The 15,130-nt window shown below is 62.4% G+C and carries 19 protein-coding genes; 9 read left to right on the top strand and 10 right to left on the bottom strand.

Going from position 1 to position 15,130, the window contains the following annotated elements; translation table 11 throughout:
* Positions 1–23: 23 nt before the first annotated feature.
* From BW975_RS15765 to BW975_RS15720, 10 genes are all read right to left on the bottom strand, one after another.
* Positions 24–743: a c-type cytochrome gene (locus tag BW975_RS15765; RefSeq protein WP_076535314.1), complete on the bottom strand. Its 720-nt coding sequence runs from the start codon at positions 741–743 to the stop codon at positions 24–26.
* Positions 740–1,801: a c-type cytochrome gene (locus BW975_RS15760; RefSeq protein ID WP_076535313.1), complete on the bottom strand. Its 1,062-nt coding sequence runs from the start codon at positions 1,799–1,801 to the stop codon at positions 740–742. Before BW975_RS15760 ends, BW975_RS15765 begins: the two co-directional genes overlap by 4 nt.
* Positions 1,785–3,053 carry a sulfite dehydrogenase gene (gene soxC / locus BW975_RS15755; RefSeq protein ID WP_076535312.1) on the bottom strand — a complete coding sequence of 423 codons (1,269 nt, stop codon included), beginning with the start codon at positions 3,051–3,053 and terminating at the stop codon, positions 1,785–1,787. The genes BW975_RS15760 and soxC overlap by 17 nt, the downstream gene beginning before the upstream one ends.
* Positions 3,054–3,094: 41 nt before the next feature.
* Positions 3,095–4,792 carry a thiosulfohydrolase SoxB gene (gene soxB / locus BW975_RS15750; RefSeq protein ID WP_076535311.1) on the bottom strand — a complete coding sequence of 566 codons (1,698 nt, stop codon included), beginning with the start codon at positions 4,790–4,792 and terminating at the stop codon, positions 3,095–3,097.
* Between the two features lie 67 nt (positions 4,793–4,859).
* Positions 4,860–5,705, bottom strand: a complete 846-nt coding sequence (gene soxA, locus BW975_RS15745; RefSeq protein WP_076535310.1) for a sulfur oxidation c-type cytochrome SoxA — start codon at positions 5,703–5,705, stop codon at positions 4,860–4,862.
* A gap of 25 nt (positions 5,706–5,730) precedes the next feature.
* Positions 5,731–6,060 carry a thiosulfate oxidation carrier complex protein SoxZ gene (soxZ, locus tag BW975_RS15740; RefSeq protein WP_076535309.1) on the bottom strand — a complete coding sequence of 110 codons (330 nt, stop codon included), beginning with the start codon at positions 6,058–6,060 and terminating at the stop codon, positions 5,731–5,733.
* A gap of 16 nt (positions 6,061–6,076) precedes the next feature.
* The gene (gene soxY / locus BW975_RS15735; protein ID WP_076535308.1) at positions 6,077–6,496 is read right to left on the bottom strand and encodes a thiosulfate oxidation carrier protein SoxY; all 420 of its coding nucleotides are present in this window, start codon (positions 6,494–6,496) and stop codon (positions 6,077–6,079) included.
* A 96-nt stretch (positions 6,497–6,592) separates the two neighbouring features.
* Positions 6,593–7,066 (bottom strand): sulfur oxidation c-type cytochrome SoxX, encoded by a 474-nt coding sequence (soxX, locus tag BW975_RS15730; RefSeq protein WP_076535307.1) that lies wholly within the window; start codon positions 7,064–7,066, stop codon positions 6,593–6,595.
* Between the two features lie 95 nt (positions 7,067–7,161).
* The gene (locus BW975_RS15725; RefSeq protein WP_076535306.1) at positions 7,162–7,734 is read right to left on the bottom strand and encodes a thioredoxin family protein; all 573 of its coding nucleotides are present in this window, start codon (positions 7,732–7,734) and stop codon (positions 7,162–7,164) included.
* A gap of 12 nt (positions 7,735–7,746) precedes the next feature.
* Entirely contained in the window at positions 7,747–8,484 is a 738-nt protein-coding gene (locus tag BW975_RS15720) for a cytochrome c biogenesis CcdA family protein (protein WP_076535305.1), read from the bottom strand.
* A gap of 115 nt (positions 8,485–8,599) precedes the next feature.
* On the opposite strand from BW975_RS15720, the gene BW975_RS15715 reads away from it, so the two are divergent.
* From BW975_RS15715 to BW975_RS15675, 9 genes are all read left to right on the top strand, one after another.
* On the top strand, positions 8,600–8,923 hold the full coding sequence (locus tag BW975_RS15715) for a hypothetical protein (RefSeq protein ID WP_335743506.1): 324 nt from the start codon (positions 8,600–8,602) through the stop codon (positions 8,921–8,923).
* Between the two features lie 122 nt (positions 8,924–9,045).
* Positions 9,046–9,381: an ArsR/SmtB family transcription factor gene (locus tag BW975_RS15710; RefSeq protein WP_076535304.1), complete on the top strand. Its 336-nt coding sequence runs from the start codon at positions 9,046–9,048 to the stop codon at positions 9,379–9,381.
* A 27-nt stretch (positions 9,382–9,408) separates the two neighbouring features.
* The gene (locus BW975_RS15705) at positions 9,409–10,467 is read left to right on the top strand and encodes a YeeE/YedE family protein (RefSeq protein ID WP_076535303.1); all 1,059 of its coding nucleotides are present in this window, start codon (positions 9,409–9,411) and stop codon (positions 10,465–10,467) included.
* A 151-nt stretch (positions 10,468–10,618) separates the two neighbouring features.
* Positions 10,619–11,182 carry a NifU family protein gene (locus BW975_RS15700; RefSeq protein WP_076535302.1) on the top strand — a complete coding sequence of 188 codons (564 nt, stop codon included), beginning with the start codon at positions 10,619–10,621 and terminating at the stop codon, positions 11,180–11,182.
* Positions 11,175–11,840: a tRNA (adenosine(37)-N6)-threonylcarbamoyltransferase complex dimerization subunit type 1 TsaB gene (gene tsaB, locus BW975_RS15695; protein ID WP_076535301.1), complete on the top strand. Its 666-nt coding sequence runs from the start codon at positions 11,175–11,177 to the stop codon at positions 11,838–11,840. The genes BW975_RS15700 and tsaB overlap by 8 nt, the downstream gene beginning before the upstream one ends.
* Positions 11,837–12,259, top strand: coding sequence for a GNAT family N-acetyltransferase (locus BW975_RS15690; RefSeq protein WP_076535300.1), 423 nt, complete (start codon positions 11,837–11,839; stop codon positions 12,257–12,259). Before tsaB ends, BW975_RS15690 begins: the two co-directional genes overlap by 4 nt.
* On the top strand, positions 12,256–12,888 hold the full coding sequence (locus BW975_RS15685; protein WP_076535299.1) for a LysE family translocator: 633 nt from the start codon (positions 12,256–12,258) through the stop codon (positions 12,886–12,888). The genes BW975_RS15690 and BW975_RS15685 overlap by 4 nt, the downstream gene beginning before the upstream one ends.
* A 72-nt stretch (positions 12,889–12,960) precedes the next feature.
* Positions 12,961–13,878 (top strand): sulfite exporter TauE/SafE family protein, encoded by a 918-nt coding sequence (locus tag BW975_RS15680; protein WP_076535298.1) that lies wholly within the window; start codon positions 12,961–12,963, stop codon positions 13,876–13,878.
* The gene (locus tag BW975_RS15675) at positions 13,875–14,633 is read left to right on the top strand and encodes a TIGR02186 family protein (protein ID WP_076535297.1); all 759 of its coding nucleotides are present in this window, start codon (positions 13,875–13,877) and stop codon (positions 14,631–14,633) included. The genes BW975_RS15680 and BW975_RS15675 overlap by 4 nt, the downstream gene beginning before the upstream one ends.
* The last annotated feature ends 497 nt before the right edge of the window (positions 14,634–15,130 follow it).

The raw sequence follows: 15,130 nt of genomic DNA, 5'->3' as shown, positions 1-15,130 counted from the left end.
TTCCTCCCAGAGTGCGGAGCGCGTTAATCGAGCTCCTTGAAATAGGCGGCGAGCGCGGCGATCTCTTCGTCGCTGAGACGCCCGGCCATCATCTGCATCACAGGATGCGGGCGCAGCCTGGACTTGTAGGCGTGCATGGCGACGACGAAATCCTCGGTCGGCCAGCCGGTGATGCCCGGAATGCCCTGGGCGCTGCCGTCGGCCTGATGGCAGGTCAGACACTCGCTAGAGAGATATTCGCCGTATTCCGCGTCGCCGACAAGCGCCAGAATGGCGGGGTCCAGATCGTGATCAGTGCCGCGCGCAGTCGGCGCGGCCTCGGGGAGGTCCGAGGGATTGTCCGAGAAGATACGCAGATAAGCCAGAAGGTTGGCCCGGTCTTCGGGGTCTTTGAGGCCGCGAAAACTCATCCGTGTCTTCGAGACCAACGCGCGAGGATTCTCGATATAGGCGTCCAGCGTCTTGGCGGTCCAGATCAGGCCATCGGCCCCGGCACGCGCCATCGAGTCGGAATAGCGGTAGCCGTCATGCGACGCGGCTTGCCGTCCGAAGATGCGATTGAGGTGTGGGCCGACGCGATCCGTAGCGCCCGGTCCGACCTGGTGGCACGCCTTGCATTGGTCGAACACGGCCTCGCCTGCATTGGCATCGCCGAGAGGGGCGGCGCCGGTATCGGCGCGCGCGGATGCGCTGGCCAGCGCCGCGACTAGTGCCGCGGCAAGGGCCAGCGCGCGCCGGGTCATCCCGGAAAGCTTGCCAGATAAGCAGTGATGGCCTTGAGCTCGTCCTCTTTGCGCAGGCCTGCAAAACTCATCTTGGTGCCCTTCATGAAACCGCGCGGATCGGCGAGGAACGCCGCAAGGCTGGCCTCATCCCAGACCAGACCGTCATCGGCCATTGCCTGCAGCGCCTTGGAGTAGCGAAAGCCATCGACAGCGCCTGCTGGCTGTCCGACGATGCCGGTCAGGATCGGGCCGACGCGGTTTTTCGCACCATCGCCGATCTGGTGGCAGGCTTTGCACTGGCGAAACACCTTTTCACCGGCGGCGACAAGCTCGGGGTCGGGCGCGGCGGCACTTTGCTCGGCCTCTGCCACGTCTTCTGTCGCTGGCTCGGCCTCAGCCATGTCCGTGCCTTCGGCCTCGACCGCATCGGCGCTTGCTTCTTCGTCACTGCCGGTATCCGGGGTCACGTCCAGAATCGTGGCCCGCATGGTGATCTCGACGTTTTCCTTGCAATTCTCCATGCATGGCTCGCCCGACGACCACTGGGCGTACTCCGTCTCGGGTCGGTCATCTACGAAAAACCCGTCCGCGTTCGGCATTTCGAAATCAGCGAAGGTCTCATCCGACAAAACAAAGTCATCTTCGACCAAATAGTTGGAATATAGAATATAGGCGACGATGGCATAGACCTCGTCCGGGGTCAGCGACTGCGCGTTGCCATAGGGCATTGAACGGTTCACATAGTCCCAGGTGGTCGAGAGGTAGGGCCAATAGCTGCCCACTGTCTTGACCGGATCTTCGTGATCGAGCGTACCTTCGCCGCCCGCCAGCTTGGGCCAATTGCCGAGACCTTCGGCAAAGTCACCGTGGCAGGCCGCGCATTTCTCCACGAAAACCTCTTCGCCGGTCCACACATCGCCCGAGCCTTCGGGCAGGCCGATGCCGCCGGGGCGGATGTCCAGATTCCACGCCGCGATCTCTTCGGGCAGGGCTTCGCGGCCGAGGCCGAAGCCTTCGGCATGGGCCGCGCCGGTCATGAGGGTCAGAGCGACCCCGAGTTTAAGAAACTTCGACATTTTCTGCCTCCCCGCTTGCGCGGACCAGCCAGGTCTGGATCGCGTTATTGTGGTAGATGGAGTTCAGCCCGCGCACTTCGCGCAGCTGGGTCTTGGTTGGCTGAATGTAGCCCGTGTCGTCCATGGCGCGGCTTTGCAGCAGCATCTCCTCGCCATCCCAGTCCGTATCCAGGTAAAAGCGAGTGAGGGCCATCTTCTCGCCAGGCTTGGCAAGGCGCGCGGTCTCCCATGTCTTGCCGCCGTCCTTCGACACATCGACGCGGGCGATCGCGCCGTTGCCGGACCAGGCAAGGCCGCTGATGACCAGCGGGCCCTTGCCATGGGGGATCGGCGATTGCGGGCTGGGCGACGTGATGACGGATTTCGCGTCCATCGCCCAGGTCCATTTGCGCGACGTGCCGTCGGCCATCGTGTCGGTATATTTCGAGGTTTCCTCGCGGCTTTCCACGGGGCCATCCATGACCTCGATCCGGCGGATCCACTTGACCCACATATTGCCTTCCCAGCCCGGAACGACGAGGCGCACGGGATAGCCATGCTCCTTGCGCAGAGCCTCGCCATTGGCCTTGAAGGCGACGAGAACGTCGTCCAGCGCCTTATCCATCGGGATCGAGCGGCCGTTCGACGACGCATCGGCCCCCTCGACGAACACCCACTTGTCCTTGGGATCGCCAGCAGCATCCAAGCCCGCTTCCTCAAGGATCGTGCGCAGGGGCACGCCGGTATATTCCATGTTGTGGATCATGCCGTGGGTGAATTGCGCGCCGTTCAGCTGAGCACCGGCCCATTCCATGCCGCTATTCGCGGCGCATTCGCAGAAATAGACGTGGTTCTCGCGCGGGAAGCGCTCCAGATCCTCGTAGGTGAAGACCAGCGGACGATCGACGAGGCCGTTGATCATCAGACGATAGTCGGATTTCGCCAGCTCGATCGCACCCGAATGGTGCCGCTCGAACGCGCAGCCCTGCGGCGTGATCGTGCCGTCGAGTGCGTGGATCGGCGTGAAGTTGATCGAGCTGATCGTGTCGGCGGTCAGCCATTCGACATTGCGGCGAATGACGTCATCCTCAAAGCGGATCGGCAGGCCGTAGGGGTGGGCATCGACCGGATCACCAAAGCCGCTGGCCCAGGGCTGAACCTCGGTGATGAGAGGATCGGGGGTGTTTGCGGCCCGCGCCGCGCCCCCGGCGATCAGCGCCGTTCCGGCGGCGGCGCCGCGCAGAAAATTGCGGCGCGAAGGTCCTTTTGACATGGTGTCCTCCGTTTTTGGTGTCTTGTCTGTCACATGCTCGGTCACAGGCCCACGACCTCGACGCTGTCATGTCCGGGCGCGCTGACTGTGCCCTTGTCGCGAATATGCGCCTCGACCACGTCCCAGATCTGCGGGCCTTCCGTGCCTTCGTTGACCGAGGCCCAGCCGGCGACGCTATAGCTGCGCGCGGGGTCGATGGCCTCGCCGCTGGGCAGAAGCGTCAGGTTGCTGATGCGCTCACCCTGTGGCTTGGTGATGTCGATGCGGTAGCCAAGGCCACCGGTGCGCACCATGTCGCCACCCTGCTGGTAGTAGGGGTCGGGGTTGAAGAGGTTGTCGGCCACATCCTCGAGCACGACCTTGAGGTATTCGCCCGTCATTTCGGTGCGGTAGGCCTCGCCATAGGACATCGAGGTAACGCCCCACAGATCGTCGCGGGTGATGTCCTGACCGGGCAGAAGCGACGGCCCCCAGCGCACACCGGGGCTGAGCGCGATTTCCGCGTCCCGCTGTGACAGGAGCGCGTCGCAGATCACGTCATCCCAGGTGCCGTTGAAATTGCCGCGACGGTAAAGAAGGCTGTCGGTCTTGCCGATCACCTCGGCCAGCGCGTCCGCGTAAGGTGCGCGGACCTCGTCGATGACGGCGGCAACCTCCTTGTCCGGTTCGATCACGTCCGACAGGATCGGGATCAGCTTGTGGCGAAAGCCCATCATGCGGCCATCGCGCACGTCCAGATCGACGCGGCTGACGAATTTCCCATTCGACCCGGAGGCGACGATGATTGTCTCGCCGACCAGCACAGGCTCGGGGAGGGCGTCATGGGTGTGGCCCGACAGGATCACGTCGATGCCTGTGACGATGCTGGCCATCTTCTTGTCCACGTCAAAGCCGTTATGGCTGAGGCAGACGACCAGCTCGGCGCCCTGGCTGCGCACCTCGTCGACCATCTGCTGCATATGCTCGTCCCGGATGCCGAAGGAGTATTCGGGGAACATCCAGCCCGGATTGGCGATGGGCATGTAGGGAAACGCCTGGCCGATCACGGCGATCTTGACGCCGCCACGCTCAAAAAATTGGTAGGGCGGGAACAGCTCGGCAGGCTCATCCCATTCGGCGTCGAAAATGTTCTGCCCCAGCGCGGCGAAGGGCAGGCCTTCGACGATTTCGCGTACGCGATCGGACCCCAATGTGAATTCCCAATGGAAGGTCATCGCGTCCGGCTTCAGCGCGTTCATCACGGTGACCATGTCCTGGCCTTGGGTCTGGTGGCAGGTATAGCTGCCATGCCATGTATCGCCGCCATCCAGCAGCAGGGCGTCGGGGCGGTCGGCGCGGATCTGATTGATGACCGTCGCCACCCGGTCGAGGCCGCCAACGCGGCCGTATTCGCGTGCCAGCGCGGTGAAATCACCCGATGACAGCGCGTAATGCGCGTAGGAGCCATCGTCGATGCCGTACATCCGGCGGAAATCGGCGCCAGTGATATGCGGCACCTCGCCCTTGTTGGGGCCGACGCCCAGATTGACCGAAGGCTCGCGGAAATAGATCGGTTTCAGCTGCGCATGGATATCCGTGACGTGGATCAGTGAGACGTTTCCGAACGTGTCGAACTGGGTCAGCTGGTCCTGAGTCAGCGCCTGCTGCGCGGCGAGGCGGCCCCATTTGCCAAAGCCCGACGCGCCGAGAAGGGCACTGGCCGCCATGCTGGTCTGGAGAAAGTCGCGACGGGATATCATATGCGTGTTCCTGAATGTATTGGCTCGAAAAAACCCCGCACGGGATGCCGTGCGGGGCATTTCGGAGTTAGTTGCGGACGGACGGACCCTCGACCGAGAGGCCATTGCCGCGCGAGGCGACATAAAGCTCAAGCGCCACGAATTCGGGGCTGCCCGGTGCAAATGTCTCGGCGCGGGTGTCGCGGACACAGCCCTTGAAGCGCGAATGCACCGCGTTCAGCTTGGTGTTTTTCAGGCGATAGACCGGAAAGCCGTTGATCTGGCCCTGGCTGAGGTGATCAGCGCGGATCATCATGCCGTTGTTGTCCTCATGGCAGTTCGAGCAAGCCAGCTCGAGCTGGCCGAAGCGCGTGTAATACAGCTCCTTGCCCTGCTCCCACGTGGACTGCACGGGGCCATCGGTGGCCACGTTCACCGGCATGCCGCGCGATACGGATGCGATGAGCGCGGTCATGTTGACCATCTCGTTTCCGGTGTATTTCCACGGCTCCGCGCCCATCTGGTTCTCGCGGCAGTCGTTGATCTGCATCTCCAGGGTGCGGACCTCGCCAGCCTCTTCATTCCACTTGGGATAGACCGGACGCACGCCTGCCATCTCCTCGGAGGCGCCATGGCAATCGGCGCAGGACTTGCCTGCTGATCCTTCGGCCATATTCCAGGTATCCTCGGCCTGCTCGACGAAGATCATGCCGGGATTGTCGAAATCATCGGCCTGCATCACGCGCGTTTCATCACCGCGGTAGTGCCAACCCGAGATCACCTCGTCCAGCGCGCCTTCCACGGCGGCGGGCGCGGCGGTGCGCGTGACCATCTCGGTCTCACCGTTCAGGACAAGCGTGTCATCCACCGGTTCTGCCGTGGCCATGGTGCCGGCCATGAGGCCGGCAGTGATGGTGGCTGTCAGTCGTTTCATCCTTGTCCCTCCCAAGACGCGTGGATCACCCGACGGTGATCTCTTTGCTTTCCGTGTAGACCGAGCCGTCATCATCGTACCAGGTGAAGGTAAATTCACCGGACTCGGGCACGATCGCTTCGAATTCCATGTAGGGATTCGTGGAAATCGCGGGCTCCATCTTAACGTCGATGACGTTCTCGCCGTTGAAATCGCAGGTGAAGCGGTTGATGATCGAGCGCGGAATGACGTTGCCGTCACCATCCTTGCGCTGACCGGACTCCATCTTGTGGCTGATGAGTGTCTTGATGACGATCTCTTCGCCGGCCGAAGCTTTGCTCGGCACTTTGACGCGGGGTTTTACACCTTCTGCCATGTCATGATCTCCTGATTTAGCCGCCGCAGCCGCCGATTGTTACCTTGACCGTCGAAGACGCCTTGACGAACGAGCCGTCCTGCAGCTTCGCGATGGCGACCACATCCTGCGTGCCTGCAAGGCGAATGCGCGTCGATGCGGCGCGCGAGGCGGCCAGCGGTCCGAATTTGAATGTCGCCACTGCGGGCGTCGGGTTGCCAAGCGCCAGCACCATGATTTCCGAGGCGCTTTCCGAAGACACTTCGATCGGGACGGTGTTGCCGTTCTCAGCGATTTCGGGGGCGGTCAGCGTGATGTCGCCCTCGCCCACTTCGGCGCCGCCGGTGAAGGCGGCGATTGCCTCGTCCCCGGTGGCCGCCGAAGCGCGCAGGGGCAGACCGGCCACCAGCATCGCGCCGGCCCCGATCACAATTGCATCGCGTCGTGTCAGTTGCATGTCATAACCTCCGTTTGGCCCATATCTGGGGCCGTCAAGCCTGCCCTTGCGGGCGGAGTGCCCCCTGCGACGTTGCGGGAGGCGTCTCGATCCAGTTTAGTATTCAGTGAGCGTGGTCAGATAGGCGACCACGTCTTCGATCTGTTGTGCGGCCAGCAGGGGGGGCAGATCTTCGCCCGCCGCCTTGCCCGTATAAGCGTCACCGGGCCGAATGTAGCCGGTCGTCTTGTAGAAGGACGGCATCATGCTCTCGGGGAACATGATCTTGGCGTTGGCGACGATGCCGCGCAGCTCTGCCTCGCTCCAGCGTGCGCCGGTGCCGTCCAGCGCCGGGCCGATTTCGCCCTGGAAGGGCACGTCCGACAGATCGCTGATCTGATGGCAGGCCACACAGTTGCCAAGGCTTTTGTTGCCGACGATCTGGCGGCCATTCTCGGCATTGCCGGGCGTGCCGGTCAGTGACGTTTCGATGCTGCCGTCGACGTAGGACACGTCGGACGGAGCGATCTCAGCGGCAGCGGCACCTGTCGATGCGGCGAATGCCAATAGTATGAGGAATTTGCGTTCCATGCGTCCTCCCAAACACATTCAATCTTTGGCATACTCTAGAGCACCGCGACACGATGTAGCAAGTGTAAGTTGCGCTTGACAGGAATGGAAATAGCTCAATCTGTCGATCCATTGGCGCGTTCTTGGATGCGGCGGGCGTGATAGCGTTGGAAATCCTCACCGGAATCAAGCTCGTAGCGCTTTTCGTTGACCCAGGTGAACATATCCAGCGTCGTTCCGGCCCCGAAGGCGCCGGGCATCAACGCGACCGCAGCCGATTGGGCGGTTTCGTCGCTCTCAACGTCTTCGGGGAGGAAGAGAATCGATGGTGTGAAAAGCAGGCCCCATTTGCGCGCGGCATCCTTTTCGCTGAGCACCTCGCCATCGAAATCCGTGATCTCGGTGTCGCCATGCAGATTGATTTGCACCACGAAGAAGTTGTCGCGGATATAGCTGGAGACATCCTCGCGCGAGAAGACCTCCTTGTGCATCTTGTCGCAATAGATGCAGCCGCGCTGCTCGACCATGACCACGAGGCGCTTGCCTTCGGCATTCGCCTCGGCCAGATCCTCGGAAAGATCCTTGAAAGTGTCGCGCATCCAGTCCTGCTTGTGCAGGCCGTCGTCCCCCAGGGTGGCTGAAAACGCAGGGAAGGCAACGAGAAGCAGTAGGGCAATGAGGCGTTTCATGGGGTGATCTCCCTATATGTTCTGAAAGACGGGGAACGTTTGCAGCATCCACTGCGCAATGTAATTGACGCTGTCGGTGGCGATGAGACCTGCAAAGAGCAGAAGCAGAAGACCCATCGCCTTTTCGACCTTGGGCAGGTGGCGGCGGAATTTCGAGGCGAATTTCAGGAACGGCCCGATAAAGAGCGACGCAACCACGAAGGGTGCCGTCATCGCCACACCGAAGACCAGCAGCAGAACAAGGCCGCGCGCCGCCGTCGCCTCGGTGCTGGCGGTAAAGACGACAGCGGTCAGAACGCCGCCGACGCAGGGCGTCCACCCGGCGGCAAAGGCAAAGCCGACCACATAGGCGCCCAGCACCGACATGTTCTGCGTATCGCCCGCATCCATCTGAAACGCGCGGTTGAGAAAGCCGATGCGAAAGACACCAAGGAAATGCAGGGCCATGACCAGCACGACGAGCGCGGCGAAGAGACGGAACTCCGTCTGCATGCTGCGGAATGTCTGGCTGAGGCCGTAGGCCGCCGCGCCCAGCAGAACAAAGACGGTGATGATCCCGAGCGAGAACATGATGGATGCAAAGAATGCACGTTGCCGCACGCCGGGCGCAAGGCGGCCCTCTGCGCTGATCTCGGACATGGATGCGCCGGCCATGTAGCTGAGATAGAAGGGCACGATGGGCAGGATGCAGGGCGAAAAGAAAACGATCAGCCCGCCAACGAAGGCGCCCAAAAACGATACATCGAACATGGGGCGCCTCCCTGCCACTTGTGCCGATTACATATTCAAACTATTTTATATTTGGATGATCAGTCAATCGGGAAGCCTGATGCGGCGCGCGGCCCTTACTCTTGGAGCGATATGGATGGCGCTGCCCGGGGCAGCGGCGGATCTGGTCATGGTCGAACAGGCCGGATGCCATTGGTGCGCCCAATGGAACGCGGAGATCGGCCCGATCTACCCCAAGACAGAAGAGGCCGCGCGCGCGCCCCTGCGCCGCGTCGATCTGCGTGATCTGCCGGATGACATCGCCTTCACCTCGCCCCCGGTCTTTACGCCGACTTTTGTGCTGGTCGAGGACGGACAGGAGCTGGGCCGGATCGAGGGCTATGCGGGGGACGAATTCTTCTGGTTCGTTCTGGGAAATCTTCTGGACACGCACGATGTAACCGCGCCGGGCGCCGAATGAGCAGGGGTGGCGCCGTAACGCGGTCTTTTAGCGACACGCCTTTCGGTGGCATTGCGCAGTTGCAATTTGCCAGAACGCGCTCCAGCGGTTATTCCAAGCTGCGAACTGGGATACATTAGCTTATGTCTTTGCCCGTCATCACCAAGGATATGTCCGAAGCCGATTTGGATCGGATGATGCAAAACGCGCAGAATGCGGCGCAGTTTCTCAAGGCGATCTGTCACGAAGGGCGGCTGATGATCCTGTGTCATCTGGCCAATGGCGAGAAATCCGTGACCGAGTTGGAACAGCTACTGTCGTCGCGGCAGGCAGCGGTGTCGCAACAGCTGTCGCGGCTGAGAGCCGAAGGGCTGGTATCGCCGCGCCGCGAGGGCAAGGCCATCTATTACAGCCTGACTGACCCGCGCGCGATTCAGATCCTGGACCTCGTCTATGATCTTTTCTGCAAGAACAATTAGCGCCATACGCGCGGCAAGGGGCGGACCATGATATCCGCGCTCTCCGAGACTGTGCTGCTGGCCCTGATCGGGTTTGGTGGTGGCGTGATCCTGGGCCTTGCTGCGCGGTTGGGACGGTTCTGCACTTTGGGCGGGATCGAGGATTTTCTCTATTCGGGCAATAGTGTGCGGCTTCGCATGTGGGGCCTCGCCATCGGTGTGGCGGGGCTGGGTGCGTTCGCGCTTATCGGTCTTGGCGCGCTCGATCCGGCGCAGACGATCTACCATATCGCGCCGTGGTCGCCGCTGTACGGCGTGATGGGCGGGCTGCTGTTCGGTTACGGGATGGCGCTGGCCGGAAATTGCGGCTTTGGCGCGCTGGCCCGGTTCGGGGGCGGCGACCTGCGATCCTTCGTGATTGTTCTGGTCATGGGGATTGCGACATATGTCGCCCTGTCCGGGCCGCTTGCGCAGCTGCGTCTTATCGGCCTCGGCCTTTCGTCGGTTGAGACGGGCGCGCGCAGTTATCCCGACGCGCTGAGCGCGGTCTTCGGTATGCCGTCGGTGGTTTGGGGGCTGGCGATCAGCGCCGCGATCACGGGCTGGATGCTGTGGTCGCACCCCTTCCGGCAGGCGCGTGGTGCGGTGATCTGGGGTACGCTTGCGGGGCTGGCCATCGTCAGCGGCTGGGCGGGCACGCAATGGGTCGCGCGCACCGGCTTTGCCGCCGCGCCGGTGAACAGTCACACATTCACCTCGCCGCTGGGCGAAACGTTGCTCTTTCTCATGACGTCAAGCGGCGGCGGCCTCACCTTTGGCGTCGGTTCGGTCGCCGGGGTTCTGGCCGGCGCCTTCGCCGGGAGCTTGATCAAGGGCCATTTCCGTTGGGAGGCCTGCGAAGATCCGCGTGAGCTGCGCCGCCAGGTGTTGGGCGCTGTCCTAATGGGATTCGGGGCGGCGCTGGCCATGGGATGCACCATCGGTCAGGGCATTTCAGCCTTTTCGTTGCTGACGTTCAACGCGCCCATCGTATTCGCGGGTATCTTCGCAGGCGCCGCGCTGGGCCTGCGCCAATTGATTGAAGGGTTTACAGCGCCGGAGCATTGAGCGGGCGCCCGGCATTCGCGCGGGTTGCAGCCTCCGGCAGGAGTATTTTCCGAACAATGAAAGTGTGGCGAGCAGTTTAGAATCGTTCCAAACCTTGACTCGGGCCGCGCGGGGGCGCATATGCAAAGTCAGACAATTCAGGGGGCTTCCCATGTTCATCCAGACCGAATCCACACCCAATCCGGCGACGCTGAAATTTCTGCCGGGGCAGACCGTCCTGCCCGCGGGCACGGCGGACTTTCCGTCGGCCGAGAATGCGGATGCATCCCCGCTCGCTGGGCGCATCTTTGCTGTGGATGGCGTGACGGCAGTCTTCTTTGGCAATGATTTCATCACGGTGACCAAGACAGATATGACCGAGTGGGATCACATCAAGCCCGGTATTCTGGGCGCGATCATGGAGCATTTCCAGTCAGGTCTGCCTGTCATGAAAGATGGCGGCACCGCCGCCTCGGGCCACTCCGAGCATACGGGCGAGGATGGCGAAATCGTCGGCCAGATCAAGGAATTGCTGGATACGCGGGTACGTCCTGCCGTGGCGCAGGATGGCGGCGATATCACGTTTCACGGATTTGATCGCGGTGTCGTCTACCTGCACATGCAAGGCGCCTGCGCCGGCTGCCCGTCCTCGACCATCACGCTCAAGATGGGCATCGAGAATCTGCTGAGGCACTACATTCCCGAAGTGACCGAGGTGCGCCCTGTCGGTGTCTGAACCTTTGATCCTTGGCGTAGATACGTCGGGTTCCTATTGCAGCGCCGTCCTCTTGCAGGGCGGCGATGTGCTTTGTGACCTGTACCAAGATATGACGAAGGGTCAGGTCGAGACGCTGTTCCCGCTGCTTGAAGATCTGATGGCGCGAGGCGGGGCCGATTGGAGTGATCTTTCGGCCATTGGTGTTGGTACGGGGCCGGGTAATTTTACGGGTATCCGCATTTCCGTTTCTGCGATGCGGGGTCTGGCATTGTCTCTGGGCATCCGGGCCGTCGGGGTAACGCTGCTCGATGGCTTGGCGCATGACGCGGCGGGGCCGGTGATTGCGGCGATCGCGGCGCCGCGCGGGCAGGCGTATGTGGCCGGTTACGGTATGGCGCGCGCGCTGCCGCCGCAGTTGATCTCGATTGACGCGCTGCCGTTGACGCTGGTCGAACCTGGGCTGATTTCGGTCGGAACGGCGGGCGCCGAGATAGCGGCGCATCTGGGCGTGCCGCATATTCCGGCGGCTCATGCGCCCGGCGCCGCAATCGCGCGGATCGCCACCACGCGGTGGCAATTAGGCGACGCACCCGCTGCGCCGTTTTACCTCAAGCAGGCGGACGCGGCGCCGGCGCGCGACGTGCCGCCGGTGATGCTGCCGGAGGCGCCCTTGTGAGTGTCGCCGAGGCGCTGGCGCGTCTGCATGCCCGCGCGTTCGCGCCGACTGGGCGGGGCTGGAGCATCGCTGAGTTTTCCTACCTGATCGACGCGCCGCATTGCCATCTCGCCCATGAGACGCATGGCTTTGCCTTGGCGCGCGTGATTGCGGGCGAGGCCGAGCTCTTGACGCTGGCAACTGACCCCGAGCATCGCCGGGAGGGAATTGCCACGCGCCTTTTGACCCAAGTCGAGCGCCGTGTCGCGGAGGCTGGCGCCAATCGGCAATTCCTGGAGGTGGCCCAGGATAACCCGGCGGCGCGCGCGCTTTATGCGCGGGCAGGCTACGCCGAGACCGGACGACGGGCGGGCTATTACGCGCGGCCGGGTGGCACACCCGTTGACGCGCTGGTGCTGGCGAAAGATTTGATCGCGTGAGCGAGTATGTTGCTTATCTGCCCGGCTTCATCGCCGCTTATTCCATACTTGCGGTCGCCGCGGCGTCGCCCGGGCCTGCGGTCGCGATGCTACTGGGCGTTGCGCAAACCGAAGGCCGCCGCGATGCGTTGGTTGCGGCACTTGGCATCGCGGCGGGCAGCGCGACGATCAATGTGGCGACGTTGCTGGGCGTCGGCCTTATCCTCAGTCAGGCGGCCTGGGCGATGGGCGCGTTGCGATTGATCGGGGCGGGTTACCTTTTGTGGCTGGCCTTTGGTGCTTTTCGCAAGGCAGTGCATCCGCCAAGGGTGAACGCGCGCGAGGTACGCAGGCGCAGCCTGCCGCGCCGTTTCCTGTCTGGATACCTGTTGCAGGTAACCAATCCCAAGGCCGTGATCTTCTGGCTGGCCATCGCGTCCGTGGGTGCGGCGCAGGGGGGCGGTTTGGCTGTTGCGTCTGCCTTCGTCATCGGTGTCTTCGTGATTTCGCTGCTGGCGCATGTTGCCTGGGCGTTGCTGCTATCCTCGGCGCCAATTCGCCGCGGATACGCCGCCGGGCGCCGCTGGATCGAGGCGGGGTTGGGCGCGTTTTTCGTGATAGCGGCCTGGAAGCTGGCAAGCGCGCGATAGAGACGCATGAAAAGAGGCGGCCGCGGGGCCCGGACGCTTGCCAAATGGCGGTGCCGGGCGCTACCAGAGGTCATGCAGATCTACCTCCCCATCGCCGAGGTGTCGGTTAACATCTTTCTCCTGCTGGGCCTTGGGGGCCTTGTCGGGGTTTTGTCCGGGATGTTTGGTGTGGGCGGCGGATTTCTGATGACGCCGCTGCTCTTCTTTATCGGCATCCCGCCCGCCGTCGCCGTTGCGACCGGCGCGAACCAGATCGTCGCCTCTTCCTTCTCCGCTGTGCTCGCGCATTTCAGGCGCAAGGCGGTGGATCTGCGCATGGGCACGGTCCTGCTGATCGGCGGGCTTGTGGGCGCCGGCTTTGGCGTGATGCTGTTCAACTATCTCAAGGCGATGGGGCAGGTCGATCTGCTGGTTACGCTGTTTTACGTCGTTTTCCTGGGGATCATTGGCGGGCTCATGTTTTTTGAGAGTCTGCGCGCCATCCGCCGCACGCGCAAAGGCGGCCCCATGGCCCCGCGCAAGAAGCATACCTGGATCCAGAAGCTGCCGCTCAAGATGCGGTTTCGCACTTCGGGCCTCTATATCAGTGTCATTCCCCCGGTCATCGTCGGGATGTCGGTGGGCGTGCTGGCAGCCATCATGGGTGTCGGCGGAGGCTTCATCATGGTGCCCGCAATGATCTATCTGCTGGGCATGCCGACCAAGGTCGTCGTGGGCACGTCGCTCTTCCAGATCATCTTCGTTGCGGCCTTCACCACGATGCTGCATGCCACGACAAGCCATATCGTCGATGTGGTGCTGGCGCTTTTCCTGCTGGTCGGCGGCGTGGTGGGTGCACAATTCGGCACGCAAATCGGCGCGCGCATGAAGGCCGAGCAATTGCGCATCCTTCTGGCAGTGCTGGTGTTGGCCGTCTGTCTCAAGCTGGGGCTGGATCTTCTGCTTCCGCCGACGGACATCTTCTCGATCAGTGAGATCGCGCCGTCATGAAGACCGTGCTGCTGGCCCTCGCTCTATTCTTGCCGGTCTCGGCGGCAGCCGAGGAAGTCGTGCTGGGTCTCAGCCGCAACAGCATTTCGATCGATACCACCTTCGACGGCTCGCAGATCCTGCTGTTCGGCGCAATCAAGCGCGAAGAGGCGATCCCGGTAAGTGATCTGGGCGTCGTGGTGGCGATTGCCGGGCCGAGCCAGCCTTTGGATGTGCGCCGCAAGGAGCGGCGATTTGGAATCTGGGTGAATGTTGACGCGGTCGAGGTGGACGCCGCCCCAAGTTTCTACGCCGTCGCCACGTCCGGGCCATGGTCAGAAACGCTGAGCCAGGTCGAGGATCTGCGCCACAAGATCTCCATCCCGCGCGCGATCCGCTCGGTCGGGGCTCCGGGTGGCGTGGTGGACAGCCAAAGCTTCAGCGATGCGGTCATCCGCATCCGAGAGCGCAGCGGCGCCTACCAGATTCTCGAGGGCGCCGTAGAGGTAAGCGAGCAAACGTTGTTCCAGACCTCCATCGATCTGCCCGCCAACCTGACCGAGGGAGACTACGTCACCCGCATCTTCCTGACGCGGGACGGTGCGGTGGTGTCGCGCTATGAAACCATCATCGACGTGCGCAAGGTGGGTCTGGAGCGATGGCTCTTTGAGCTCTCGCGCGAGAACGCTTTTCTTTATGGTATAATGTCATTGGTCATCGCGATCGCCGCCGGGTGGGGAGCCTCGGCCGCGTTCAGACTGCTGCGGCGTGTCTGAGGAGGGGGCGCGTCGGAGCCTCTGGCGGCCCGATCGCGCGACTCTGCTGGCGGTTTTGGGACGGAATCGGGTGCAGAGACTGAAATTGCACCGATTTGGGCACTGCGATTCTCTCACTCTTGCCAAAGCTTGATCGTTAGAGAACGAAAAACTCAGATCTAAGTAGTTGTTTTCAAACGACGTAAAAGAATATCTAGGGAAAATCCGGGAACCGTGCGAAAAAGGGGTTGCGGCCCGGCGCGTCTCACCTTAAATCCCCCTTCACCGGCGGCGCTGATGCGGTGCTGGGGTACGGGACGGGGAGTTGGAGCGGTGCTCTGGCGGTCTTGCCCGGGAAGAATTCGGGATTGATGACGCGGGCTGCGCCGTTTGTATAGGGCGCTGTTTGTCGATTTTGTTCTTGGGCTTTTGGGTCCGACGTTTTTTGACATTGATGATATCTGAAGAGATATGTGGGCGGTTTGGTTCATTCGATGAACGATGACTGCACATATATC

The organism is Roseovarius nanhaiticus, assembly GCF_900156535.1.
GTDB classification, from domain to species: Bacteria; Pseudomonadota; Alphaproteobacteria; order Rhodobacterales; family Rhodobacteraceae; genus Roseovarius; species Roseovarius nanhaiticus.
The sequence above is the reverse complement of the archived record's forward strand: the minus strand, read 5'-3'. Positions and strand labels throughout refer to the sequence as shown.